Source organism: Atopobium minutum 10063974 (genome assembly GCF_000364325.1).
GTDB lineage: Bacteria > Actinomycetota > Coriobacteriia > Coriobacteriales > Atopobiaceae > Atopobium > Atopobium minutum.
The window spans coordinates 891,587-915,427 of record NZ_KB822533.1; the positions used below are offsets into that span (position 1 = coordinate 891,587).

The 23,841-nt window shown below is 49.0% G+C and carries 23 protein-coding genes and 1 tRNA gene; 23 read left to right on the forward strand and 1 reads right to left on the reverse strand.

Features of this window, described 5'->3' with window-relative positions:
* The first annotated feature begins 4 nt into the window (after positions 1-4).
* The 21 genes from rpoD to holA all read left to right on the forward strand — a co-directional run bounded on the left by rpoD (position 5) and on the right by holA (position 20,501).
* On the forward strand, positions 5-1,360 hold the full coding sequence (gene rpoD, locus HMPREF1091_RS04080) for an RNA polymerase sigma factor RpoD (RefSeq protein WP_002563567.1): 1,356 nt from the start codon (positions 5-7) through the stop codon (positions 1,358-1,360).
* A gap of 73 nt (positions 1,361-1,433) precedes the next feature.
* A tRNA-Asn gene (locus HMPREF1091_RS04085) sits at positions 1,434-1,508 on the forward strand.
* A 224-nt stretch (positions 1,509-1,732) separates the two neighbouring features.
* Positions 1,733-2,563 carry an ABC transporter permease gene (locus HMPREF1091_RS04090; protein WP_002563568.1) on the forward strand — a complete coding sequence of 277 codons (831 nt, stop codon included), beginning with the start codon at positions 1,733-1,735 and terminating at the stop codon, positions 2,561-2,563.
* A gap of 14 nt (positions 2,564-2,577) precedes the next feature.
* Complete coding sequence (locus HMPREF1091_RS08235; RefSeq protein WP_002563569.1) at positions 2,578-3,684, forward strand: ABC transporter ATP-binding protein; 1,107 nt, start codon at positions 2,578-2,580, stop codon at positions 3,682-3,684.
* 2 nt (positions 3,685-3,686) lie between these two features.
* Positions 3,687-4,775 carry a glycosyltransferase gene (locus HMPREF1091_RS04100; protein WP_002563570.1) on the forward strand — a complete coding sequence of 363 codons (1,089 nt, stop codon included), beginning with the start codon at positions 3,687-3,689 and terminating at the stop codon, positions 4,773-4,775.
* A complete protein-coding gene (locus HMPREF1091_RS08035; RefSeq protein WP_002563571.1) occupies positions 4,775-5,956 on the forward strand; it encodes a glycosyltransferase family 2 protein in 1,182 nt (393 codons plus the stop codon). Before HMPREF1091_RS04100 ends, HMPREF1091_RS08035 begins: the two co-directional genes overlap by 1 nt.
* A 52-nt stretch (positions 5,957-6,008) precedes the next feature.
* Positions 6,009-7,097, forward strand: coding sequence for a glycosyltransferase family 2 protein (locus tag HMPREF1091_RS08040; protein ID WP_002563572.1), 1,089 nt, complete (start codon positions 6,009-6,011; stop codon positions 7,095-7,097).
* A 7-nt stretch (positions 7,098-7,104) separates the two neighbouring features.
* A complete protein-coding gene (locus HMPREF1091_RS04115) occupies positions 7,105-8,163 on the forward strand; it encodes a glycosyltransferase family 2 protein (protein WP_002563573.1) in 1,059 nt (352 codons plus the stop codon).
* Between the two features lie 139 nt (positions 8,164-8,302).
* Entirely contained in the window at positions 8,303-8,857 is a 555-nt protein-coding gene (pyrR, locus tag HMPREF1091_RS04120; protein ID WP_002563574.1) for a bifunctional pyr operon transcriptional regulator/uracil phosphoribosyltransferase PyrR, read from the forward strand.
* A gap of 15 nt (positions 8,858-8,872) precedes the next feature.
* A complete protein-coding gene (locus HMPREF1091_RS04125) occupies positions 8,873-9,808 on the forward strand; it encodes an aspartate carbamoyltransferase catalytic subunit (protein ID WP_002563575.1) in 936 nt (311 codons plus the stop codon).
* On the forward strand, positions 9,792-11,084 hold the full coding sequence (locus tag HMPREF1091_RS04130) for a dihydroorotase (RefSeq protein WP_002563576.1): 1,293 nt from the start codon (positions 9,792-9,794) through the stop codon (positions 11,082-11,084). The genes HMPREF1091_RS04125 and HMPREF1091_RS04130 overlap by 17 nt, the downstream gene beginning before the upstream one ends.
* Positions 11,085-11,158: 74 nt before the next feature.
* Complete coding sequence (locus HMPREF1091_RS04135; RefSeq protein WP_002563577.1) at positions 11,159-11,953, forward strand: dihydroorotate dehydrogenase electron transfer subunit; 795 nt, start codon at positions 11,159-11,161, stop codon at positions 11,951-11,953.
* Positions 11,953-12,906 (forward strand): dihydroorotate dehydrogenase, encoded by a 954-nt coding sequence (locus HMPREF1091_RS04140; protein WP_002563578.1) that lies wholly within the window; start codon positions 11,953-11,955, stop codon positions 12,904-12,906. Before HMPREF1091_RS04135 ends, HMPREF1091_RS04140 begins: the two co-directional genes overlap by 1 nt.
* Positions 12,900-13,616 (forward strand): orotidine-5'-phosphate decarboxylase, encoded by a 717-nt coding sequence (gene pyrF / locus HMPREF1091_RS04145; RefSeq protein ID WP_002563579.1) that lies wholly within the window; start codon positions 12,900-12,902, stop codon positions 13,614-13,616. Before HMPREF1091_RS04140 ends, pyrF begins: the two co-directional genes overlap by 7 nt.
* Positions 13,617-13,811: 195 nt before the next feature.
* Positions 13,812-14,120: an integration host factor, actinobacterial type gene (mihF, locus tag HMPREF1091_RS04150; RefSeq protein WP_002563580.1), complete on the forward strand. Its 309-nt coding sequence runs from the start codon at positions 13,812-13,814 to the stop codon at positions 14,118-14,120.
* The gene (gmk, locus tag HMPREF1091_RS04155; protein WP_002563581.1) at positions 14,121-14,687 is read left to right on the forward strand and encodes a guanylate kinase; all 567 of its coding nucleotides are present in this window, start codon (positions 14,121-14,123) and stop codon (positions 14,685-14,687) included.
* A gap of 12 nt (positions 14,688-14,699) precedes the next feature.
* Positions 14,700-14,993, forward strand: coding sequence for a DNA-directed RNA polymerase subunit omega (locus HMPREF1091_RS04160; protein WP_002563582.1), 294 nt, complete (start codon positions 14,700-14,702; stop codon positions 14,991-14,993).
* A 9-nt stretch (positions 14,994-15,002) separates the two neighbouring features.
* Positions 15,003-16,247 (forward strand): tRNA uracil 4-sulfurtransferase ThiI, encoded by a 1,245-nt coding sequence (gene thiI, locus HMPREF1091_RS04165; protein ID WP_002563583.1) that lies wholly within the window; start codon positions 15,003-15,005, stop codon positions 16,245-16,247.
* Between the two features lie 148 nt (positions 16,248-16,395).
* A complete protein-coding gene (locus tag HMPREF1091_RS04170; protein WP_002563584.1) occupies positions 16,396-17,157 on the forward strand; it encodes a ComEA family DNA-binding protein in 762 nt (253 codons plus the stop codon).
* Positions 17,158-17,359: 202 nt separating this feature from the next.
* On the forward strand, positions 17,360-19,540 hold the full coding sequence (locus HMPREF1091_RS04175; protein WP_196792751.1) for a ComEC/Rec2 family competence protein: 2,181 nt from the start codon (positions 17,360-17,362) through the stop codon (positions 19,538-19,540).
* A complete protein-coding gene (holA, locus tag HMPREF1091_RS04180) occupies positions 19,533-20,501 on the forward strand; it encodes a DNA polymerase III subunit delta (RefSeq protein ID WP_002563586.1) in 969 nt (322 codons plus the stop codon). Before HMPREF1091_RS04175 ends, holA begins: the two co-directional genes overlap by 8 nt.
* Positions 20,502-20,572: 71 nt before the next feature.
* Here the strand turns inward: holA and rpsT are convergent, their stop codons facing one another.
* The gene (gene rpsT, locus HMPREF1091_RS04185; protein WP_002563587.1) at positions 20,573-20,836 is read right to left on the reverse strand and encodes a 30S ribosomal protein S20; all 264 of its coding nucleotides are present in this window, start codon (positions 20,834-20,836) and stop codon (positions 20,573-20,575) included.
* Between the two features lie 109 nt (positions 20,837-20,945).
* On the opposite strand from rpsT, the gene lepA reads away from it, so the two are divergent.
* Both lepA and HMPREF1091_RS04195 read left to right on the forward strand, forming a co-directional pair.
* Positions 20,946-22,757, forward strand: coding sequence for a translation elongation factor 4 (gene lepA / locus HMPREF1091_RS04190; RefSeq protein ID WP_035424750.1), 1,812 nt, complete (start codon positions 20,946-20,948; stop codon positions 22,755-22,757).
* Positions 22,758-23,840, forward strand: a complete 1,083-nt coding sequence (locus tag HMPREF1091_RS04195; RefSeq protein ID WP_002563589.1) for a tRNA dihydrouridine synthase — start codon at positions 22,758-22,760, stop codon at positions 23,838-23,840.
* The last annotated feature ends 1 nt before the right edge of the window (position 23,841 follow it).

Consider the following 23,841-nt stretch of genomic DNA (forward strand, 5'->3'; position numbering starts at 1 on the left):
TTTTGTGGCCGCTAAAAAGCAAAAAGCCGACGTCAAGCTTTCCGAGGAACTCGCGCAGGTTGCTCAAAAGCTTGTAGATGCTTCCGTTAAAAGTGGAAGTATTACAGAAGATGATATCCAAGTTGCCTTACGTGATATCGATATTGAAGATGACGAACTTTCCGATTTGTATGATGCTGTTCGTGCTCGTGGCGTGGAAGTAACTACTGCTGGTGATTCTGAAGCTGCAGGTAGTTTGATGGACGTTTTGGGCGCTGCGGACGACGACGATGCTTCTGTATTTGATGATCTTGATGATGAGGACAAGCGTCCTGGTCTTGATGAGATCAAAATTGCAGATGAGGAGCTTCGCAGTGTTTCTCGTGCCAAGCCCAGCAAAAAGCGGACCACTACGCGTGCTAAGAAGCATGGCAAGTCTGATGCCTCTACGGTGTTGCTTACTGGAGATCCAGTACGCATGTATCTAAAAGAGATTGGTAAGGTAGACCTTCTGAATGCTGCAGAAGAGGTACATCTTGCCATGAAAATTGAGGCAGGTTGTGAAGCTGCCGATAAGCTCGAGGCTGCCGAGAATGGCGAGGTTGAGTTTACGCGTGCACAAATACGCCGTCTTACCCGTGTTGAGCAGGTGGGTCTTGAGGCAAAGCAGGCCCTGATTAGCGCTAACCTGCGTCTGGTTGTATCCATTGCAAAGCGCTATGTTGGTCGCGGCATGCTGTTCTTGGATCTGATTCAAGAGGGTAATCTTGGTCTTATTCGTGCGGTAGAGAAGTTTGATTACACCAAGGGTTTTAAGTTTTCTACCTATGCTACTTGGTGGATTCGCCAGGCTATTACCCGTGCCATTGCAGATCAGGCGCGCACCATCCGCATTCCTGTTCATATGGTTGAAACCATCAATAAGCTTGTTCGTGTCCAACGTCAGCTTCTGCAGGATCTTGGTCGCGATCCAACCCCTGAAGAGATCGCTGAAGAAATGGGCATGACGGCGGATCGCGTACGTGAGATCCAAAAGATTAGCCAAGAGCCTGTTTCTCTGGAAACACCTATTGGTGAAGAAGAGGATTCTCAGCTGGGTGACTTTATCGAAGATGCACAAGCTGTGGCTCCTCCCGATGCAGCTTCTGACTCTATGCTGCATGAGCAGCTTGATCAGGTGCTTGATGGTCTTGCAGATCGTGAGCGTAAGGTTATTAAGCTGCGCTTTGGTTTGGAAGATGGTCATCCTCGAACCCTTGAGGAAGTGGGCCGTGAGTTTGGGGTTACGCGTGAGCGTATTCGTCAGATTGAGTCCAAAACTCTGGCAAAATTGCGCCATCCTTCCAGGTCAGGCAAGCTTAAGGACTATATGGAAGATTAGCCTTAAGTTTTTTAAAAAAATGCTTGCACACAGATACGAGTTCGCTATACTTAGTATTCGTTGCTTGCAACATTCCCCGGTGGCGCAGTGGTAGCGCAGCTGACTGTTAATCAGCGTGTCGCAGGTTCGAATCCTGCCCGGGGAGCCAGTTAGAAATTGTGCGAACCCGTGAGATGCTTACCTCACGGGTTTTTTGTTTCTCGCCCTTTCCCTAAATCTTCATAGAATATCACAAAGTCTTACGCCATTTGTTTGGAATTTTCCCGTTGGTAGGGTGTACATGGTAGGATTTACAAGAACGTAAACACCATAGACAGCAGCAAGAAAGCGTTTTGTCTATGCAGGTTACGAAAGGATTTGGGGAGCTAAATAGTGAGTATTTCTCAATCTGTAAATCAAGATCAAATAATAAGTCGCAGGGATGCATGGAACGCTCCGCTTAAGCGCGATTTTTCTATCTTACAGCAGCTGGTTTCTAAGGATTTTAAGCTCAAGTACCGCCGTAGCCTTTTGGGCGTAGCGTGGAGTGTTTTGAACCCACTGCTTATGATGATTGTAATGGCAGCGGTGTTTTCTTCATTTATGCGCTATCAAAACGCGGATCTTGGCAATTACCCTCTGTATTTGATCTTGGGTAACACGGCATGGCAGCTGATGGCAGATTCTACTTCTCAAGGAATGGTATCTATTATCGGCGCGGCATCGTTGCTCAAAAAAGTAAGGGTTAATCGCTTTGTATTCCCAGTGCAAAAAGTTCTGTTTGCTATGGTCAATTATGCATTTTCCCTGGTTGCTGTTGCCTTGGTTATGCTCTTTTTCCGCATACCGCTAACCCCCTTGGCACTCTTCATGCCCATTGCCTTGCTTTTGTTGGGTATTTTTTCTATCGGTCTGTCCCTGCTTCTCTCTACGCTCTCTGTCTTTTTCCGTGACGTTATCCATCTGTGGAGCGTTTTTCTTACGGCATGGATGTATGCCACGCCTTTGTTCTATCCCTATGCTAATTTGCCTGAATGGATGCAGGTGGCAGAGGCATTTAATCCCATGTATTGCTACATCACGCTTATTCGTGATGCGCTTTTGTGGCAAGAGATGCCAACCATCGGCTTACTTGTTCGTTGTGTTGTGTTTGCGTTTGCTGCGTTGGCGCTTGGCTGGCTGGTATTTCATAAAAACGAGCACAAATTTATTCTTTATATCTAACAGGGGAGTAGCTCTTGTCAGACACTACATTACATAAACCCAATGGATGGACCGCTCAATTTTGGATTGAGAAGTCCCAGCTGCTTACGGAAGAAACCGCCGTAGTTAAGCCTCGCATTGAGGGTATTGATCATAAGGAGCTATGGCTCAATTATACCTGGTCATTTGAGGGTCGTTGGGATGAAGGTAATTGGGATTCTGTTTACAACCAAACCGGTTCCTATACGCAAGAGACCTCTTGGGTTTTTGAGCCGCCACATGAGGGTCGCTACCAGATCTTTGTAGATATCAATGACTCCAATAATGGGACCATGACGGTTTCTGGCTGGGTAACCGTGTCTGCTCCTGATGGCTTTAAGCGTCCTGATCTTCCTGCTCCAGATGCGCCAACTGTTATTGCCGTGGACGATGTTTCCATGATCTTTAATATTGCTTCGGAGCAGTTTAACTCCCTTAAAGAGTACTTCTTAGCGCTTACCAAAGGTGAGCTCAGCTTCAAAGAGTTCCGTGCGCTTGATCACATTAGCTTTGAGGTTAAACGAGGCGAAGCGTTTGGTTTGGTTGGCACCAATGGCTCCGGTAAATCTACCATGCTTAAGATTATTGCTGGGGTACTTGAGGCTTCCGAGGGTAGCTGTCGGGTAGCAGGCACCATTGCACCACTCATTGAGTTGGGTGCAGGCTTTGATATGGAGCTTACAGCTACAGAAAATATCTACCTCAACGGCGCGCTTCTCGGCTATAAAAAAGAATTCATAGACGATCATTTCGATGAGATCGTTGAGTTTGCAGAGCTCCAGAACTTTATGGACATGCCTCTTAAGAATTATTCCAGCGGCATGGTTGCACGTATTGCCTTTGCCATTGCTACGATTACCGAGCCGGACATCCTCATTGTTGATGAGACGCTTTCCGTTGGTGACTTCTTGTTCCAGCAAAAGTGTGAGCGCCGCATTAAAGAACTCGTTGAGTCGGAAGGCGTTACCGTATTGTTGGTCAGCCACAGCATTGATTTGGTAGAGCGCATCTGTGATCGCGTCTGTTGGATTGAAAAAGGCAAGCAACGTATGCTCGGACCTACCGATGATGTTTGCGAGCAGTACAAGAGGTTGGAGGTTTAACGATGCCTACGGTCTCTTCAGAAAACCCGAGCCTGAGTATTTTGGTTCCCATTTTTAATGTCGAGAAGTACCTGCGACAGTGCTTGACATCGCTTATGGCCCAAGACTATCAGGACTTTGAAATCATCTTGCTCAATGATGGGTCTACCGATGGTTCTGCGCGTATCGCAGAGGAATTTTCGGCTGCCTACGAGCATGTTTCACTTATCAATAAGGAGAACTCCGGTTACGGCGCCACTTTAAATCTGGGTATTGATAAGGCGCGCGGTGACTATATTGGATTTCTTGAATCAGACGACCTGATGTATTCAGGCGCGTTGCGTGTGCTTATGGATGCAGCGGTGCGCTATGATGCGGATGTTGTTCGCGGAACCTATTCGTATTATTGGTCGCTGGAAAATAGGGATGAGCTACAGCATCCCTATGCTGCAGATTTGATAGGTCGTCCCAAGGACTACCGTGCAGATGTACGACCTTTCTTAGCGCAGCATGCCATTTGGGATGGCGTGTATCGTCGCCAGATGCTTTTTGATCAAAACATCCGGTTCTTAGAGACAGCTGGTGCTTCCTACCAAGATACATCCCTTGCTTTTAAGACCTATGCTGCTTCTCAAAAAACGGTCTTTTTAGATACCCCCATCATTCATTATCGTCAGGATAATGAGGGCTCTTCTGTGCGTTCCCGCGGCAAAGTATATGCCGTGTGCCAAGAATATGATGAGATTGATCGTTGGCTGGCCCACCGCAACAATCAGTCGTTTGAGAAAAACCTCCAAAGGGCTGCGTTGATCAGCCGCTATAACGCATACTTGTGGAATGTAGATCGCATTGCTCCTGAGTTTCGTGAGGAGTTCATTTGTTTCATGAGTAAAGAGTTTTCTCTTATGGATGATGCAGGCAGGATTGACTGGACTCATTTAGATGAGTGGCGCACCCTTAATTTGCGCAAAATCATGCTCGATCCCAAGGGCTATCTTACTATTCGTCAACGCTTGCATGGAAAGTCAGCAGTATCTAAAGCGGCATTTGCTTTGGAATTGGGTGGTCCCGCAGCGCTTTTCTCTGCGATTAAAGAACGAAAGACGCGATAATGACCAGCTGTTCTTCCGTTTTGCCTTCTGCCGAATATTCCGAGCATCCCGAGCACCCCAGGCGTTCCGAGCATCTTGCATGCCCTGATCGTGCTGAGCAACCCGCGCAACCCGAGCAACCTTTAGTCTCTCTTATCGTTCCCGCTTATAACGCACAGGAGTTTTTAGAGGACTGTCTGAGTTCTTTATGTGCGCAAACCTTGCACAACATCGAAATTATTTGTATCGATAATAACTCTACGGATGCCACCGGTCAGCTTCTCGAAAAAGCTGCTGCTCAGGATAGGCGTATTGTCGTACTGCACCAGCAACATAGGGGTCCTGGCCAAACTCGTAATGCCGGACTTGCTGCTGCGCGCGGCCAAATACTTATGTTTTGCGATGCGGATGACATGCTTAAACCCCAGTCTTGTGAGCAGGTATATAAGCAGTTTGCTAACACCAAGTGCAGCGTTGTGGTCTTTGGTTTTGAGGTATTTCCTGCGCGTGCCCTGCACCCTTCCATGGCTGGTCAGCTGCACCCGCGTGACGCAATTATCGCCCAGAGCAAGCACGGCGTGGAGCAGCTGCTGTTTGAGGAGAAGGCGCGTCCCTTTGGAGCGCGGATTGCCTTGCGCGCGAGCTTTGCGCGTGAGCACAACATTCATTTTCATCCTGAGCTTACCTTAGGCGATGATCAATACTTTTGCTTTGCCGTGTATCCTCGTTCAACAAAAACGGTGCTTATGAGTGATCAGCTGTACCTGTATCGCATGAATGATCACTCCATAACCCATACCATTGGCTCTGATGTAGATGCTCGCCTCAATAAGCTTTCCAAGCATCTGGCGTGTGAGCATGCCATTATTCAGGATTGGACAGCTGCTGGGTTTTTAGGCATCTGTGACGAGAAACTCATTGAGTGGTGCTTGGATCTGCTGTTATTAGACGTTTCTAAATTACCAGTTTGCGCGCAAACATCATTTTGGAGCCAGTGGCGCGCCGAAGTGCTCGATGCCTTCTCTTTGCAAGACCTCTTAAGCTCCCACAAGCTTTTTCACGCTGCAAAAGCCTGTCTTGTTGATATTGCATCCGATGCGGGTATGGTGTCAAAGTGTCACCTTACGATGTTTTATCTGCGAAAACGTGGGGTGGTAAGCAGCATGAAGCGCGTGGTATGGGGCCTTACCCACACCAGCTAGTCAGCCGTATATAGCTGCTGTTACAATGGGAACACTCAAACAAAGGATTGCCATGGCCTCTTCCAATCAAACAGCTCCACTTATCTCGGTATTAGTGCCCATCTATAATGTGGAACGCTATCTTGAGGAATGCCTGGACTCCTTACGTGCCCAAACCTTGGACAATTTTGAGGTGCTTTGCATCAACGATGGCTCTACCGATGGGTCACGCACGCTTATCCAGCGCTATGTGGATATGGATGCTCGTTTTAAGCTTATCGATAAGCCCAATTCTGGATACGGTGCATCCATGAACCAAGGTCTTAATGCCGCGCAGGGTAGCTATATTGCAATTTTGGAATCGGATGATCTGTTTATCCCGCAGGCGCTTGAGCTGCTGTATCGAGCAATAAGCACCAATAAGGCGCAGCTTGCAAAAGCAAATTTTATGCTGTATTGGTCCGTACCCCAAAAGCGTACGGAGCCCTTTGATGTGGTGGGGACCTTTGCTCAAAAGGTGCTTTGTCCTGCTCAAGAGGCACAGGAAGTGTTTTATCAAAAGCCCTCCATCTGGAGCGCTCTGTATAGCCGTGCCTTTTTGGACGAGAAACACATTCGCTTTTTAGAAACTCCGGGTGCTTCCTATCAAGATGCTTCCTTTAGTTTTAAGGTCTTTGCTTCGGCAACACGAGTAAGCTTTATTGCCGATGAGGTTGTTTGGTATCGACAAGACAATGAGGCCTCTTCCGTTAACGCAGCTGGCAAGGTGTTTTGCGTTTGCGATGAGTATGCAGAGATGCAAAGCTGGCTCGCGAGCCAAGCTGAGTTAGAGCCGCAGCTTAACCAGGTGTTGGCTCGGATGAAGCTCAATACCTATCTATGGAACTATAGTCGCCTGTCGCCTGAGCTGCGCAAAGAGTTTTTCCCAACTATGCGTGCAGATTTGCAAGCAGATTTTGATCAGCAAAAGTTTGATGAGCAGAGCTTGGGTTTGGTTCGTACGGCAGAACTAAACACGCTTTTGTATAACCCCAAACGCTTTGTGTCTGCCTGGCGCAATGGGGAACCCAAGCCTGGTGTCTGGAATACCTGCAAGCATTTATATGCCCTTGGTGGTCCGCTGCTCTTGTTCTTTGTGGCGGGCAAAAAACTCATGAGATGAGTGTCGTATGGCAAAGCTAAGCGTCATAGTGCCTATGTATAACGTGCAAGCGTATTTAGAGCAGTGCCTCGATTCCTTGCTTGCCCAAACGTTTACTGACATTGAGGTTATCTGTGTCAACGACGGTTCACCCGATAATTCTTATGACATTGCCCAAACATATGCTGCCCGTGATCCACGCTTTACCCTTATCGATAAACCCAACGGTGGTCTTTCAAGTGCTCGTAATGCCGGGATCTTGGCAGCTCACGCACCTTACGTATGCTTTTTAGATGCGGACGATCGCTTTAAGCCACAAACCTGTGAGCGCATAGTACAAGAATTGGATGCCACCCATGCCGATGTGCTGGTCTTTGGTGGGGAAGCGCTGCCTTTGAGCGAGTCATATGCATGGCTGGAAGAGGTGTTGTCTCCGCGCACCATTACCTATGAGACCTGTACGCCAGAGCTTATTTTTACTGAGGCAGTCAAACCGTTTTCATGGCGTCTTGTCTGCAAAAAAGCATTCTTGCACGAGCAGCATATCTTGTTTAATGAGACGGTCCGTTATGGAGAAGATCAGATCTTTGCCTTTGAGCTCTTTCCACGCTCAAACAAAACAAGGCTTATTTCTGACAAATTGTATGAATACCGCATTGTGCACACCGCTTCGCTGCTTAATACTATGTTGCAAGATAGAACAGATATGTTGTTGGAACACATTAAACTGCAGCAAATCATTTTTGACTCATGGCAGCGTATGGGCATTTTACAGCGCTATATAAACTATCAGCTCGAGTGGCTGATAGAGTTTTACCTTCTCGATGCGCTCATGCTTGATACCCAAGGTTTTCTTACGGTATGGCAAGCAGCACATAAGCAGCTGCAAGATACCTTTGAGCGCTCACAGATTAAAAGTGCCCAGATCAGGCGGCCCTCAAAGAAAGTGTTACTTGCTTGCTATGAGAACAAGCCCTTGTCGCCCACCCGGCGTAAGCTGCTTAAACTGTACTATTTGGTGGTAAAGCGCGGTGCCAAGGGAATTGTGAAAAGAATTCTTCGTGGACGAGCAAAAGTTCATAGCTAAACCTAAGGGCTATGGTATAGTGCTCTCAGACCTTTAAGTGTGGTACGAGATACCCACAAGGCGTTCCATAGATTCATATGCCTTTTCAGATGTCTCGTGTCACATGGTGGCAGGGACATCTTTTTTTGAAAGGGGTCATATGGAGCAGAAGGCTAAGGCAGTTCTTATGGACGAGGCTGCCATGAACCGCGCCATCATCCGTATTGCTCATGAGATTGTGGAGCGCAATGAAGGCGCCGCTCATCTCGCGCTCGTAGGTATTGTGCGGCGTGGTGTCTTTTTGGCTGATCGGCTGGCGGACCAGATTGAAAAAATTGAGGGAGTGCGTCCTCAAACCGGTTCGTTGGACATTAGCTTTTATCGCGATGATGTTACGCGAACCATTGCACCAGTGCTTCATGCAACCAATATTTCCTTTGGCGTAGATGATATCGATGTCGTTTTGGTAGACGACGTACTTTACACCGGACGTACGGTTCGCTCCGCGCTTGATGCGCTTATGGATCTGGGTCGACCCAGTACCGTTCAGCTGGCGGTTATGGTGGACCGCGGCCATCGCGAGCTTCCTATTCGCGCTGATTATGTTGGCAAAAACGTACCTTCTTCTCATGAGGAAGACGTGCGTGTGCAAATTACCCCATTTGATGACGAGGATTCTGTTGGCATTTGGGATATTCCATCCAAACAAAACTAGGAGGTGCTTGCCAAGATGCTTTCTGTCAAGAATTTAATCGACACCAACAGCTTGACTGCCGATGATATTACACAAATCCTTGATACCGCTGCTTCGTTTGAGCAGGTAAACAGCCGTGCTATCAAAAAAGTTCCTGCGCTTCGTGGTCGTACCATCGTCAATTTGTTTCTTGAGCCCTCTACGCGTACGCGCAGTTCGTTTGAGCTGGCCGAGAAACGCCTGAGTGCTGACGCCTTAAACATGGGTGGTTCTACCAGCTCTGTCGTAAAAGGTGAAAGCCTAGCGGACACCATTCAGACTATCGACGCCATGAACGTAGACATGTTTATTTGTCGCGCTCGCTTGGCTGGCACCCCTCAAAAGATTTCCGAGAATACCGATGCGGTTGTTATCAACGCAGGCGATGGTAAGCACCAGCATCCCACACAGGCCATGCTTGACCTGTACACCATTCGCAAAAACTTTGGCCATCTCGATGGCCTGAAGGTTGCCATCGTGGGTGACCTCAAGCACAGCCGTGTATGCGGTTCGCTTGCGCCTGCGCTCAAAACCATGGGCGCAGAGGTTACGCTGGTAGCACCTCCAACCTTCCAGGTGGATGATCCGCAGTGGTTTGGTTGCCCTCAGACCTCCAGTCTGGACGAGGTACTTGAGGATATGGATGTCGTGTACATGCTGCGCGTGCAGCTTGAACGCATGGAGGGTGCTGCAATTCCTTCTCGCCGTGAGTATAACCGTCTGTATGGATTGGACGAGGCGCGCGAGAAGCGCATGAAGCGCGATGCCATTGTGTGCCACCCTGGCCCCATGAATCGCGGTATGGAAATCAATACAGAAGTTGCAGACTGTGCTCGTTCGAGGATTTTGGACCAGGTAAATGCTGGTGTTCTTACGCGCATGGCCGAGATGTACCTGCTTTTGGGAGGAGAAAACAATGGCGTTTCTGCTTAAAGCTGCTCACGTAGTAGATCCCTCAGTTTCGCTGGATGAGATCTGCGATGTTTTAATTGAAGATGACAAGATTGCCCAAGTGGGTCAAAACCTTACCGCTCCACAAGATGCCCAGGTCATTGATGCCACAGGGAAGTATTTGGTTCCCGGTTTGGTAGACATGCATGTGCACTTCCGTGATCCTGGCTTTGAATACAAGGAGACCATAGAGACGGGTTCGCGCGCGGCGGTTCACGGCGGGTTTACCGATGTAGCAACCATGCCCAATACAGACCCCATCACGGATTCCGGTGCCGAGATCCGCTATCAGATTGACCGTGCTCGTGAGGCGGGCTATGCGCATGTACGTCCTTTGGGCGCACTTACCCGTGGCGAGAAGGGCGAGGCGCTTGCAGAGATTGGCGACATGGTCATGGAGGGCGCTTGCGGCTTCTCTGATGATGGACATGGTGTTCAGTCTGCCGGTATGATGCGCACCTGCATGGAGTATGTCTCCCAGTTTGATCGTGTGGCCATCGCGCACTGTGAAGATGAGTCATTATCGTCCCACGGTGTCATTAACGAGGGCTTTACCTCTACCCGTTTGGGCATGTTTGGCTGGCCCGCCTTGGGCGAAGAGCTTGAGATTTATCGCGATATTGAGCTGTGTCGTCTTACTGGTTGCCCCTTGCATATTGCTCATATCTCCACCAAAAAGGGTTTGGATCTTGTCCGCGCTGCAAAGGCAGAAGGTCTGCCGGTAACCTGTGAGGTTACCCCGCATCATCTGTTCTTGTGTGAGGACGACATTACGGATACCTACGATACCAATCTCAAAATGAATCCACCGCTGCGTCTTGCTTCTGATGCCCAGGCCCTGCGCGAAGGGCTTCTCGACGGCTCCATTGATTGCGTGGTTACCGACCATGCGCCCCATGCAGCTCACGAGAAGGACTGCGAGTGGGAGATTGCGTTCTTTGGCATGATTGGTTTGGAGACTTCCTTGCCCCTCATGCTTACCAAGCTGGTACTTCCTGGCAAGATGAGCTGGTCTCAGCTGGTAGAGGTGATGGCTATCAACCCGCGTAAGATTTTGCGTCTGGCTCCTGTAAGTATTGCCGAGGGCAGCGTGGCAGATCTCACGCTTATCGATCCTTCACAGACTCGCGTGATCACCAAAGAATACTTTGAGTCCAAATCCAAGAACTCAGCGTTTTTGGGCGATGAACTCACGGGCTTTGCAAGTGATGTGTTTGTTGCAGGAAAACAGGTAGTTGTCAACGGTGACGTTGCATAAACGCGTGCCTATGCCGTCTTCCTAGCGTAGTATTTTGCTAGGGAGACGGTTTTTATAAGGAAGGAGTTGCGTTTATGAGAGCACGTTCGCGCACGCAGCTACATGATTTTACGGTTGTGGAAAATGTATCGGTAGCTGCGGGTCTTAAGAAACTAGTCATCAAATCAGACCTGCTTGCTCAAAAGATTATTCCTGGTCAGTTTGTAAACATTGCGGTTCCGGGAGATCCTTCGCACATTGTCCGCATTCCGCTTTCGTATAGCGCTTCAGATCCCAGTACTGGTACGGTAGAAATCGTATACGCACTGGTAGGAGAGGGTACTCGGCGCCTTGCTGCCATGAAGCCTGGTGATAGTTCCAACCTCGTTGGCGCATCCGGTAATGGCTGGCAGGTCCATGATGACGATACACGCGTGCTATTGGTAGCTGGTGGCGTGGGAGTAACGCCTGTGATTGGTCTTGCCCGTGAGCTGGGAGGTTCTTCTACCACCTTTGATGTGGTCATTGGTGCTCAAAACCAAGATCGTCTGTGGGGAGCAGATGAGGCGCGAGCAGCCGGTGCTGACCAGGTGATCATTACTACCGATGACGGTAGCTGTGGCCTTAAAGGCTTTACCACGGACGGCATGAAGCACTTACTGGCATCTCATAGCTATGATCGCGTTTTTACCTGTGGTCCTCAAATCATGATGAAGGGCATTGCCCAGTTGGCTCTGGAGCATAACATTGTTTGCGAAGCCTCGCTTGAGCGCATGATGACCTGTGGTTTTGGTGCCTGTCATGTATGTAATGTTGCTATGGTTGGTGGCGGCTACAAACGCTGCTGTACGGAAGGTCCTGTCTTTGATGCAACCGAGGTGGTGTGGTAATGCAATCCACTCACACAATGAACCCTACACAGTCCAACGTCGATATGTCTGTGACGTTTGCAGGCATGTCTCTCAAAAACCCTATCAATACGGCCTCGGGAACCTATGGACAAGGTTATCAATTTGAGGCCTTTTATCCGGTTTCTACTCTAGGAGCCATCACCACTAAGGGCTGTTCTGCAGAGCCTTGGGAGGGCAATCCACATCCCCGCACCGCAGAGATTACCAGCGCAATTATTAATTCCGTTGGCTTGGAAAACCCCGGTGTAGAAGGCTTTGTTAAGGCCTATGGCACATACCTTACCAATCTTGGTAAGAGCGGTACCCGCATCATCGTGCAAGCTGTTGGCCATACGATTGAAGAATACATTGCATCTGTCGAGCAGTACGAGCAGTTGGCACCGTTTGCGGATGCTATAGAGCTTAACGTAAGCTGCCCTAATGTTTCTGCTGGTGGTGCAGCCATGGGCGGTACGCCCGAGGGTGCTGCGGGAGTTGTGCGTGCAGTGCGTAATCGCACTTCTCGACCGCTGATTGTTAAGATGGCGCCCGTTGCTGTGGGGGAGATCGCCCGTGCCTTGGAAGACGCTGGTGCAGATGGTCTTTCTTTGATCAATTCCATCCCTGGCATGGCCATTAACGTTCATACGCGTAAAAGTAGGCTTTCTAGGCCTACAGCAGGCATTTCTGGTCCTGCAATCCATAACATTGCTGTTCGCATGGTATGGGAGGCCCACAAGGCCTGTAAGCTGCCTTTGTGCGGCATTGGTGGTATTTCTACTGGTGAAGATGCTGCCGAATTCATCTTGGCTGGTGCAAGTGCAGTTTCTGTTGGTACAGCAAACCTTGTTGATCCTAGCTCAGCACCGCGTATTTTGTCTGAGCTTTGCGATTGGGCGGCATCTCAGGGTGTTTCGAGCATCACCGAGCTGATTGGAGCTTTTGAATGCTAACTGCTTCCGAGCGCATTATTGTGGCATTGGACTGCGAACGAGAAGAAGCCATACAGCTGGCACAGCGTCTGCGGGGCCATGCTCAGTGGGTTAAGATTGGCATGACCTTATACTATGCCTGTGGGCCAGAAATTGTCCAAGTAATGCATGAGGCTGGTCTTAAGGTGTTTCTCGATCTTAAACTGCATGACATTCCTCATCAGATCAGGGGGGCTGCACAGTCTGCTGCACGTGCTGGTGCAGACATTTTGTCCATCCATGGACTTGGTGCTGCAGCTATGATTGCTGCAGCTCGTGAGGGTGTACAGGCAGCTGCTCAAGAGCAAGACGAGCGCACCAAGCTTGTAGCTATTACGGTACTTACCAGCATGAATCAAGAGTCCCTTACCTCCATTGGAATTGAGTTGTCTTTGCAAGAGGAAGTCCAGCGTTTAGCAAGCCTTGCTTGTTCCAATGGCTCGGATGGTATTGTGTGTTCACCTCAAGAGGCATCTGCTATGCGTCAGTTGTTGGGTCCCGATGCACTTATCGTAACGCCTGGCGTTCGTCCTGCTGGTGCGGATCTGGGCGATCAGAGACGTGTGGCAACACCTGTCCAGGCGCTTGCAGATGGCGCTTCCATGCTTGTGATTGGACGTCCTATTACCCAAGCAGCAGATCCCGTCCAGGCGTTTGATGCTATCGTTGAGGAGATAAAAAATGCCGATTAAAGGTATTCTTTGCCTAAAATGTGCAAAAATACCTGTTAGTTGTGTAAAGTGAGTGGTACTAAACCATAGTTTAGCTATTCAAGGGTTGATTTTAGTGCTGTGTATTGCCAAACTATGGTTTCGTTAACGTGTTAGAGCACGTTTTTATGCAGTTTGCATTGACGATATATAAGATGTTTTGTGTTTGGAGGAAAAATGGCTCTCCCTAACCTCACCCCAGAGCAGCGTAAGGCCGCTCTCGAGAAGGCAGCTGCTGCCCGTCACGCTCGTGCAGAGCTCCGTGAGAAGATTAAGAATGGCGAGGTTTCTCTCGATAGCGTTCTTAATTCTGATGATCCCATTGCTAGCCGTCTGAAGGTTTCTGCTCTTATCGAGTCTCTTCCTGGCTACGGCAAGGCAAAGGCTGCTAAGGTCATGGCTGAGCTTGGTATCTCTGATTCTCGTCGCGTAAAGGGTTTGGGTGCTCGTCAGCGCGAGCAGCTCCTTGAGGCTCTTTCTAAGTAAGTGTCGGCGAATCCAAAACTTTTCGTCGTTTCGGGACCGTCGGGTGCAGGTAAGGGCACTCTGCTTGCAAAGTTGCGTGCAGAGCGCCAAGACTTGGGCCTGACGGTTTCAGCAACTACACGCAGTCCGCGTGACGGCGAAAAAGACGGCATTTCTTATCATTTTCTTTCCGAAGCACAGTTTAATGCTGGTATTGCTGCGGGTGAATTCTTGGAGTGGGCGCAGGTGCATGGTCACAAGTATGGCACTCCAAAATCTGAGGTAGATACGCGTTTGGCGTCCGGCCAGTCCGTCATTTTGGAAATTGATGTCCAAGGCGCACTTATCGTTAAGCAGCGGTATCCTAAGGCAGTGCTCATTTTTATTGAGCCACCTTCGCTTGACGTTCTCGAGAAGCGCTTGCGAGATCGGAAAACAGAGGATGAAGCTTCTATTAGGCTTCGTATGACAAATGCCGCCAAAGAACTTACGCTTGCCTCACACTATGATGTACGCATCGTAAACGATGAGCTTGACGTGGCAGTTAAAGAACTCGATGCCACCATCAAGCACTACGAAATGATATAAGGAGTGTGCTTAATGTCCGTCATTCAGCCACAGATTAACGATCTTCTGGATAAGACCGAGAATAACCCCTTCCTGCTGTGTTCTATCGCATCAAAGCGTGCGTGTGATATTAATGATATGCTTCGTGATCAGCACCTCCGCGTTACGGCTGTGCAGGCTATAGATGACATTACTACCATTGCATCTGGTAAGGATTCTATTGGCATTGCTATGTCCGAGATCTCTGAGGGCAGTTTAAGCTTTGTAAAAGATGCCTTTGATGAGGATATCAAGGGTGCAAATAGCAAATATGATCAGATTGACTAGTGTTCGCATATGATCTCGCGCGTTTGTCTTGTTCATTATCATGAGATTGGTTTAAAGGGCAAAAACCGTTCTCGTTTTGAAAATCAGCTGGTTACCAATCTGCATCATGCGCTGCATGCGTTTCCTGTGGCAGATATTTCGAGGATCTCAGGCCATATACTGGTGTCGGTAACGGATGATTCTTGCATTGAACAGCTTGCCCAGGCTATTGCTTTAGTACCAGGAGTTGCACGTACTTCTCTTGCCTTTAAGACTGCCCAGCATGAAAAAGAGTTTTGTGCTGCCGCTATTCAGGCATTGGCTGAAGCAGGGGAGTTTACGAGCTTTAAAGTGCACGCTCATCGTGCAGCTACCAACTATCACCTCCATACGCTGGAGCTTAATAGGCTTGTTGGATCTGTTTTATGCGAAGCCTATCCCTCTAAAAAAGTTGATGTACATAACCCCGATGTAACCGTTTATGTAAACGTCGTTCAGGGTGCGGTATTTGTGTATGCTGCCTCGTTGGTTGGTGTGGGTGGTTTGCCTGTTGGAACAGCCGGTAAGGTGGTTTCACTGCTTTCCAGCGGTATTGATTCTCCTGTGGCAAGTTGGATGGTTGGGCGTCGCGGAGCCAGCGTTATTCCCGTTCATTTTTCTGGTCGTCCTATGACGGCGGATACCAGCGAGTATCTGTGCCAAGATATTGTCGAGAAGCTCAATGCCGCAGGTATGATTGGCCGTATGTATGTGGTTCCCTTTGGAGAAGTACAGCGTGAGATTTCCCTTGCGGTGCCACAGGGTCTGCGCATTATCATGTACCGTCGCATGATGTTCCAAATTGCAGAGCGTATTGCTCGTATTGAGGGTGCACAGGCGCTGGTTACAGGCGAGTCTTTGGGACAGGTTGCTTCCCAAACTTTGGAAAACATTACCGCTGTTAATGAAGTGGTGGAGATGCCCATTTTTCGTCCTTTGATTGGTACGGATAAGCAGGAAATTATCGCACGTGCTCAGCAAATTGGTACCTTTGATATTTCTAGCCAGACAGCTCCTGACTGCTGTACGCTGTTTATGCCTCGTCGTCCTGAGACGCGCGCACGGCTTAAGGATGTACATGCAGCGTGGGAGCAGTTTGATCATGAAGCCTATATCGAGAAGCTCATGGATGAGCTTGAGTACCTTGATTTTGAGGGCAGCCCCTCCTATAGACCTCCCAAAGCCATGCGAACGTATCACGCTACGCTTGGTCCTGCAAGGTCAAGTTCTGAATAGCATATAACAGCAGCTCATAAGCGTGCTTTTTGTGATGTAAGACCTCTGTTTGAGTTTTGTTAGATCCCTGACAGTTCAAACAGAGGTTTCTTTTTTGACTCTAAGATGTGCGGTACCGCATGTACATACTTAAGAGCAAGGAGGACCTATGGCACAAATGCAATCACATTCCATTGCTCGCAAATTGGCTGTTTTAAAACGACGCTTTCATCTGACAAAACCCAAATGCCTGGCAGCGGGGCTTATCGTTATGGTGCTGGTAGGAGGCTTGGTATTTGCTCTGGTGTATTTGAGAACGCCAGGTTTTATGATTGGGCAATCAGACGGGAAAGCTGCTCCTTCTATTGAGGAGAGCAAGCTAAAAGAGTTGGCAACACAGGCCGATACAAACGTTGAACAAGCAACAACAAGCTCACAGGCTCAAACATCAGAGGCCGCACCATCTGTGGTAGTGCATATAGATGGCGCTGTAGCAAAACCAGGGGTTTATACCATAGTACAGGCTAAGCCGCGCATTCGAGATGTGGTAGATCTTGCTGGAGGCATGACAGAAGAAGCGGATAGCTCTACTATCAATTTGGCCGCCATGGTAGAAGACGGAAGTAAAATCCACATTCCAAAACAAGGGGAGACCCCTTTGGTGGAGGGTTCCACTGCTGTAGCAGAGGGAGATGGCTCGGCGAGCATGGGTGTGAGCTCCCAGAACGGATCTGCTCAGGGGCTTATCAACATTAACACAGCCACGGAGCAAGAGCTTATGAGTCTACCTGGTGTAGGAAAATCGACGGCACAAGCCATTATTGAAGATCGCAGAACAAATGGCGTGTTTACTACTACAGAAGACCTGATGCGTGTATCCGGTATTGGCTCTAAGAAGTTTGCAAAACTGCAAGGAAAAATTCGTGTATAAAGATGCGGTGCTTCCCAGCAAACCGTATATACCAGAAACCTTATTTGTTCTGGCTTGTTGTTTGGGAAGTGTCAATTGTCTTCTTTGGGTGAGGTTTTCTCTTCCTGCGGTGGCATGCGTGCTTATGATAGCTGTCATAAGTACGGCTGCTTTGTGTTGGCAAAGAGCAAAAAGCAAACGCTATACGCTGTTGTGTGTAAGCATGGTGCTTGCGAGTGTTCTGAGTGTCTGCATACAACAACAGCAGGTTCTTGAGACGGCACAACTGCTGCAAGACGTCTCTGTTTCTGCTTGTGAATATGAGCTCGTGAGCGACAGCACGCAGACGCGCTTTGGCTGGAAAGCACGTGCGCAATGCCGGTATAGCGCTTCCAACAAGCAAGCACCTTATCTACGTGCACAGGTATGGCTTTCTAGTAAAGAGTCCCTGCAGTACGGAGAGCTTATTCGGATTGTTGGGCGCTATAAAGAAAACTCAGATGATTTGCAGGGACAACAAAATGCCGCGCGAGGTATTTGCGGCACCGTAACGGTTTTACAAATCAAACAAACGACTCATCTGCCAGGAGTACAAGGGTTTGTGCTGGCCTGCCGAGAAAAGCTCTTATGTCGCATTGATCCACTTCTCAGTCCCTCACGAGCGCTCTTAGCGGGATGTATATGCGGATACAAAACAGGACTCTCACAGTTTGGAATTTCTCAAAGTTTGGCTAGTTGTGGGCTGGCTCACATGGTTGCGGTATCTGGCGCACACCTGTCCATAGTGGCAAGTATCTTGTCGGTATTTGTGGCTAGAACACGGTTTAAACCTGCATTGCGCTTTGGAATTGTCGCATGTGTAGCCGGTGCCTTTGTCGTGCTGTGTGGCTGTCCCGCCTCTGCTATACGCGCCTGGCTTATGTCGATAGTAGGACAAACGTCGGTTTTGTTTGGGAGACGTTCGTATGCGCTTTCAAGCAGCTGTTTGTGTGGTATAGGCATGCTGATAGTCGATCCCTTTTTGGGGATGGATGTGGGGTTCTTGCTATCCCTAAGCTCTGTTATAGGACTGTGTTTGTTTAGCTCCTACGGCAGCTATGTAGCAAAGCTGCTAACGCCTCAGCTGCCTCTTCCTTCTTCTCCAGTAGTACATCGGGCTGTGCGGCTTATACAACCGCTTCAAAAGTCACTCCGTTCATCTGCGATAACCTGTTGTGTGGCGATGATATGCACCTTTCCGCTCACCTCACAGGTATTTGGACGCTTGCCTTTGGTAGGACCCTTGTCTAACTGTGTACTTGGGCCGATCTTTGTATTCTTTATTTTGTTTGGATGCAGCGCCGCTCCCTTTTTATTCATACCGCTTGTTGGAAGCGCACTTCTTACAGCATTGGATGTAATAGGAACGCTCATCTTAGAGCTGTCTGGAAGGTTTTCTCAGCTGCCGCTGGCCTGTATTGAATTGGATTTGGGCTGGTTGATGAGCATTGCTATAGGAGTTCTGCTTGTTTTTGTGGCACTTGTTTGGCCACGTTTGTCTGCTTGTGTTATCCGCCGGATTGCGTGTTTGCTTACCGTTTTACTTGTGCTGTGGTTTGTACGCGTGCGCTATTTTGCGCCGCCGCGTATGGTGGTGCTTGATGTGGGACAGGGCGATGCAATCGTGCTTCAAGATGGGCCGTACGCCTTTTTGGTGGATACTGGTCCCAAAGGAGCTATTGTAAAGGCACTTGGACATAAACAGGTTGTGCATCTGGATGGAGTACTTCTCACTCATCTACACGATGATCATGCTGGTGGTGTGGAAGATCTGGCACATACGTTTCATGCTCAGCAGGTGCTGGTGGCACAGGGTACAAAGCAGTCCATCTCTTCAGAGCTTGGGCGTGCTATTCAGACGATGACCGGTATTGATGCGCAGGAACTTGTCTATGGCTCTGTGATTCAAATCGGTCGTTTTTCTGTACGCTGTGTGTGGCCACGTAAGCCTTCTGATGGAACGCACAATGCAGATTCCGTTATGTTGCTGTGCAGCTATCAAGATGGCTCATCTGCGCAGACGTCTGTGACGTTTTTGCTCACGGGAGATGCCGAGAAAGACGAGCTTAAAGCTGTGATGCAGGCGCACGATGTGGGAAAGATTGATGTGCTTAAAGTGGGCCATCATGGATCGCAGGAAAGCCTTACACAAGAGCAAGCACAAGTCCTTGCGCCCAGCTATAGCCTTATTAGTGTTGGTGCACATAACAAGTATGGGCATCCTACGCAAGCCTGTGTGGATGCGTTGGAACAGGCTGGCTCACAGGTTTTGTGTACTAAGGATTACGGAGACCTTGAGCTGCGTCCGGATAAGAGGGGAGGCTTTGCTATTATGGGAACACGCAAAGGAGGTAGTGATGGCTAAGATGAACAAAGAGGATTTGCTTGCTGCTTACTTATTGGTAGGTGCCGATGAGCTTAAACAGCAGCGTTCAGTTGCTCGTCTTAAGCAATACCTTACTCCTGAGTTTGTAGATTTTAACTTGGAAGAGCATGCTAGCGCCTCCGGCTTGGAAGAAGAAGTCCTGATAAACTCGTTACAGGTGCTTCCTTTTGGAGATAGCCGAAGGTTGGTTATTGTATGGGAAGCCGATAAGCTTCCCAAAGAGGTATCAGAAGCTTTGGTACGGTATTTGAACAATCCCAATCCTTCCAGCATTTTGGTGCTTATCGCTCACAGTTTAGCTAAGTCAACCCGTCTCTATAAGGCTGTCGCTCAGATTGGTTCTTCGGCAGTTATTGATTGCGGTGCCAAGAAAAAATTTGCCCTTGCCACCGATGTGGTACATATGGCTCAGGTGCATGGCATATATCTTGATACAGCAACCGCACAAAAGCTCATTTTTAAAGTGGGCGAATCAACCATCATGCTGGATAATCAACTTACTTCTTTGGCTGAACGCTTTGGAGCAGGGGCAACTATTCAGCTGGCAGATATAGATGCGCATGTGGCACAGATTGCAGAAGTGAGTCTCTGGGATTTTTTGGACGTGCTTTGTAACAGGGATTTTGCCCAGGCTATGGATCTGTTTTGTGTGATGAAGGCCAATGGATACGTGGCACTTCAAATGTTTATTACCACTCGCTTGCGTGAACTCATTTGTGTAAAGGCATTACAAGCGCGTGGCAATATAGCAAATATGGCTCATGAGCTGGGTAAGCAAGACTGGCAAGTCAAAAAATATCCCAGTTTTGCTCGTAACTTTGCTCCAGCTGAGCTTGAGGAGCTTCTTAAAAAAAGTAAAGAGCTTGAGTGGACGCTTAAAAATTCAAGTGAAAAAGATACGGCGTTTATCCAATTTATTGCTGCTGTTTGTGGAAAATAACGCAAAAGCTAAAAAAGACCCCGCCAGCACGCGGGGTCTTACACACAAAGATTACTAAGAAAAGCGCTTAGTTATGCAATGGTATTTACAAGCTTAGCAACGCCGCTCTTACGCTTGGCTGCCTGATTCTTGTGGATGATACCCTTGGAAGCTGCCTTATCAAGGAGCTTACCTGCATGTTGAGCTGCCTGCGTTGCTGTTGCAACGTCATTTGCCTCTACGGCAAGACGAACGTTCTTTACAGCAGTCTTGAGCTCGGAACGAACTGCCTTGTTGCGAATGCGAGCTTTCTCGGCAGTTTTGATGCGCTTCTTCTGAGACTTAATGTTTGCCACGTGTGTTTCCTTTCAAAAATAATCTCTGTGAGGCCTCTGACGTTGAGACACGGTGAGGTCAACAAGGAAGTATAGCATGAATGGGGTGGTATACGCTATTATCTCTACTATGACTACATTTGATACCTTACATATCCGCAACTTCTCCGTTGTGGCACACATCGATCACGGTAAATCAACGATTTCTGACCGTATTTTGGAGCTTACCCATACGGTTGAAGAGCGTGATATGGAACAGCAGTTGCTGGACTCCATGGATATTGAACGTGAGCGTGGCATTACCATCAAGTCCAACGCGGTACGCGTGGTGTATGAGGCGCGCGATGGCCAAAAGTACCAGTTTAATCTTATTGATACGCCAGGCCATGTTGACTTTACCTATGAAGTGTCTCGCTCGCTTGCTGCCTGTGAAGGTGCCATTTTGGTTGTTGATGCAACACAGGGTGTAGAGGCACAAACCGTCTCTAATGCCACTCTTGCCATGAATGCTAATTTGGACATTGTGCCTGCTATCAACAAGATTGATCTTCCCAGCGCACGTCCTCAGGAGGTTAAGGAAGAAATAGAGGAGGAATTGGCCATCCCCGCAGAGGATGCCGTGTGTGTTTCCGGCAAGACGGGCGAGGGCATCCAAGACCTTCTCGAGAGCATTGTGTATCTTGTTTCTCCTCCTTCTGGTGATCCCCATGCTCCGCTTAAGGCGCTCATTTTAGATTCCTATTTTGATGAGTATCGCGGCGTAGTCGCCACGGTGCGCATCTTTGATGGTGCCATGAAAGCTGGTCAGAAGCTTAAACTTATAGCTGTAGGGGAGAACTTTATCTGTGATGGCGTGGGCTGTAAGCGCCCTGTTGAGGTGAGCTTGCCTCAGCTTGGCGTGGGTGAGGTTGGTTTTGTGGTGACCGGTCTTAAAGATCCAAGTCTGGTCAAGACCGGCGATACCATCACCTTAGCGGACAACCCTTGTGCACAGGCGTGCCCTGGCTACCACGAGGCTAAGCCTATGGTCTATACGGGCTTGTTCCCCATAGATAACAAACAGTATGAAAATCTGCGGGATGCTCTTGAGAAACTCAAGGTCAATGACCCCTCTCTTACCTGGACTCCGGAAACATCGGTAGCGCTGGGCTTCGGTTTTCGTGTTGGCTTTTTGGGCCTTCTTCACATGGAAGTGGTAAAGGAGCGCCTGGAACGTGAGTTTGATCTGTCTTTGATTGCCACCTCGCCTTCGGTAAGCTATCACGTATTTCTGACGGATGGGGAGCAGATTTCTATTACCAGCCCCCAGGATCTCCCCGAACCCACGCGTATTGATCATATTGACGAGCCCTATCTTAAGGCCAAGGTTATTGTTCCGCCTGATTACATGGGTGCAGTCATGCAGCTGGCGGTAGAGCATCGTGGCACTATGCAAGACATGGTGTATCTAAGCGAGAAAAGCGTGGAAATGCACTTTGATATTCCCCTTGCAGAGCTTATTTTGGACTTCTTTGATCAGCTTAAAAGCCGCACCAAGGGCTATGCCTCTCTCGACTATGAATTCGGAGACTATCAGGCATCTGACCTGGTTAAGCTGGACATCCTGCTTGCTGGCGAGGTTGTTGATGCCTTGTCCTTCATAGTGCACAAGGATAAAGCTTATGATATGGGACGTGCCTTGTGTGACAAGCTCAAAGAAATTATCCCTCGTCAGCAATTTGAAGTTCCCATCCAAGGCGCGCTGGGCAATAAAATCATTAGCCGTTCAACGGTGAAAGCCATGCGCAAAGACGTTCTTGCCAAGTGCTACGGTGGCGATATTTCGCGTAAGCGCAAGTTGTTAGAGAAACAAAAAGAGGGCAAGAAGCGCATGAAGCAGATTGGTTCGGTTGAGGTTCCTCAGCAGGCCTTCCTAGCGGTGCTTAAGGTGGACGACGCATAAATGAGCATGTCTGTAGCTGAACTGCTTAAAACCTACGGACCTCCCGCGGGCTTATCGTCAGAGATACTTCCTGCTCCACGTGAGACCTCCTTTGCCCAGCGTCTGGCTCATAATCCGTTTTTGATGGCGCCTATGGCCGGTGTATCCGATGCGGCATATCGCATTATGGCCCGTGCGGGAGGTGCGGCTTGGGCTGTCAGTGAGATGGTTTCCGTTGCTGGTCTGCATTACGGTGGCGAGAAAACCTGGGAGCTTGCGATCCCCCATGATGCCGAGCCTGACCTTGTGGTGCAGTTATTTGGCAGCAAACCAGAACAGTTTGCTGAAGCCGCACAGGCGGTGACGGAGCGGCTCGGCAAGCGTTTAAGCGCTCTTGATGTCAATATGGCGTGCCCGGTGCCCAAAGTGACGCGTAAGGGCGAAGGTTCGGCGTTGCTGGATGATCCACAGCGCGCCGCAGATATCATTGCGAGCGTGGTGCAACATACCAATGTTCCCGTTACGGCAAAAATTCGTATAGCTCGTGTACCCGAGCATATTGTGGGGCCAGAGTTTGCAAAAAGATTAGAAGCTGCGGGAGTTTCTGCGCTTGCGGTGCATGGGCGCAGTGCTTCACAGCTCTATCGTGGCCAGTCGAGCTTGGATCAGGTATGTGCGGTTGCAAATGCGGTGTCTACTCCTGTTATTGGATCAGGAGATGTGTTAACGCCCGAAGCTGCTGCCTTGATGGTTGCGCAAACACCCTGTTTGGGAGCGTATGTGGCGCGAGGCAGCTATGGTAATCCGTGGCTGTTCCATGATGCTGCCCAGCTGCTGCAGGGCAAGCCAGCTGCCAAGCATGACATTATTCAGCGCCTCAATGCCTTTGAGCTGTATGTTCGTTTATTGGTTGCAACGGGCGCGCATCTCGCTCGTGCACGAAGCCTTGCCGGTTGGTACCTACGGGGCATTCCACAGGCAGCTGCCTGGCGACAAAAAGCGGTGAGCTGTAACAGTGCTCAGGAATACTACGAGCTCATAGCTCAGGTGAAAGATGAGCTTGCTGTACACGCAGTGCATGCAGCACATGACGGCGTGAGCTAAG

What these genes read in the sequence shown, in the direction of transcription:
- HMPREF1091_RS04100 (WP_002563570.1), top strand. Translation starts at nt 3,687, where the DNA reads ATGCCTACGGTCTCTTCAGAAAACCCGAGCCTGAGTATTTTGGTTCCC.
- HMPREF1091_RS08035 (WP_002563571.1), top strand. Translation starts at nt 4,775, where the DNA reads ATGACCAGCTGTTCTTCCGTTTTGCCTTCTGCCGAATATTCCGAGCAT.
- HMPREF1091_RS08040 (WP_002563572.1), top strand. Translation starts at nt 6,009, where the DNA reads ATGGCCTCTTCCAATCAAACAGCTCCACTTATCTCGGTATTAGTGCCC.
- HMPREF1091_RS04115 (WP_002563573.1), top strand. Translation starts at nt 7,105, where the DNA reads ATGGCAAAGCTAAGCGTCATAGTGCCTATGTATAACGTGCAAGCGTAT.
- pyrR (WP_002563574.1), top strand. Translation starts at nt 8,303, where the DNA reads ATGGAGCAGAAGGCTAAGGCAGTTCTTATGGACGAGGCTGCCATGAAC.
- HMPREF1091_RS04125 (WP_002563575.1), top strand. Translation starts at nt 8,873, where the DNA reads ATGCTTTCTGTCAAGAATTTAATCGACACCAACAGCTTGACTGCCGAT.
- HMPREF1091_RS04130 (WP_002563576.1), top strand. Translation starts at nt 9,792, where the DNA reads ATGGCGTTTCTGCTTAAAGCTGCTCACGTAGTAGATCCCTCAGTTTCG.
- HMPREF1091_RS04135 (WP_002563577.1), top strand. Translation starts at nt 11,159, where the DNA reads ATGAGAGCACGTTCGCGCACGCAGCTACATGATTTTACGGTTGTGGAA.
- HMPREF1091_RS04140 (WP_002563578.1), top strand. Translation starts at nt 11,953, where the DNA reads ATGCAATCCACTCACACAATGAACCCTACACAGTCCAACGTCGATATG.
- pyrF (WP_002563579.1), top strand. Translation starts at nt 12,900, where the DNA reads ATGCTAACTGCTTCCGAGCGCATTATTGTGGCATTGGACTGCGAACGA.
- mihF (WP_002563580.1), top strand. Translation starts at nt 13,812, where the DNA reads ATGGCTCTCCCTAACCTCACCCCAGAGCAGCGTAAGGCCGCTCTCGAG.
- HMPREF1091_RS04160 (WP_002563582.1), top strand. Translation starts at nt 14,700, where the DNA reads ATGTCCGTCATTCAGCCACAGATTAACGATCTTCTGGATAAGACCGAG.
- thiI (WP_002563583.1), top strand. Translation starts at nt 15,003, where the DNA reads ATGATCTCGCGCGTTTGTCTTGTTCATTATCATGAGATTGGTTTAAAG.
- HMPREF1091_RS04170 (WP_002563584.1), top strand. Translation starts at nt 16,396, where the DNA reads ATGGCACAAATGCAATCACATTCCATTGCTCGCAAATTGGCTGTTTTA.
- HMPREF1091_RS04175 (WP_196792751.1), top strand. Translation starts at nt 17,360, where the DNA reads ATGGTGCTTGCGAGTGTTCTGAGTGTCTGCATACAACAACAGCAGGTT.
- holA (WP_002563586.1), top strand. Translation starts at nt 19,533, where the DNA reads ATGGCTAAGATGAACAAAGAGGATTTGCTTGCTGCTTACTTATTGGTA.
- lepA (WP_035424750.1), top strand. Translation starts at nt 20,946, where the DNA reads ATGACTACATTTGATACCTTACATATCCGCAACTTCTCCGTTGTGGCA.
- HMPREF1091_RS04195 (WP_002563589.1), top strand. Translation starts at nt 22,758, where the DNA reads ATGAGCATGTCTGTAGCTGAACTGCTTAAAACCTACGGACCTCCCGCG.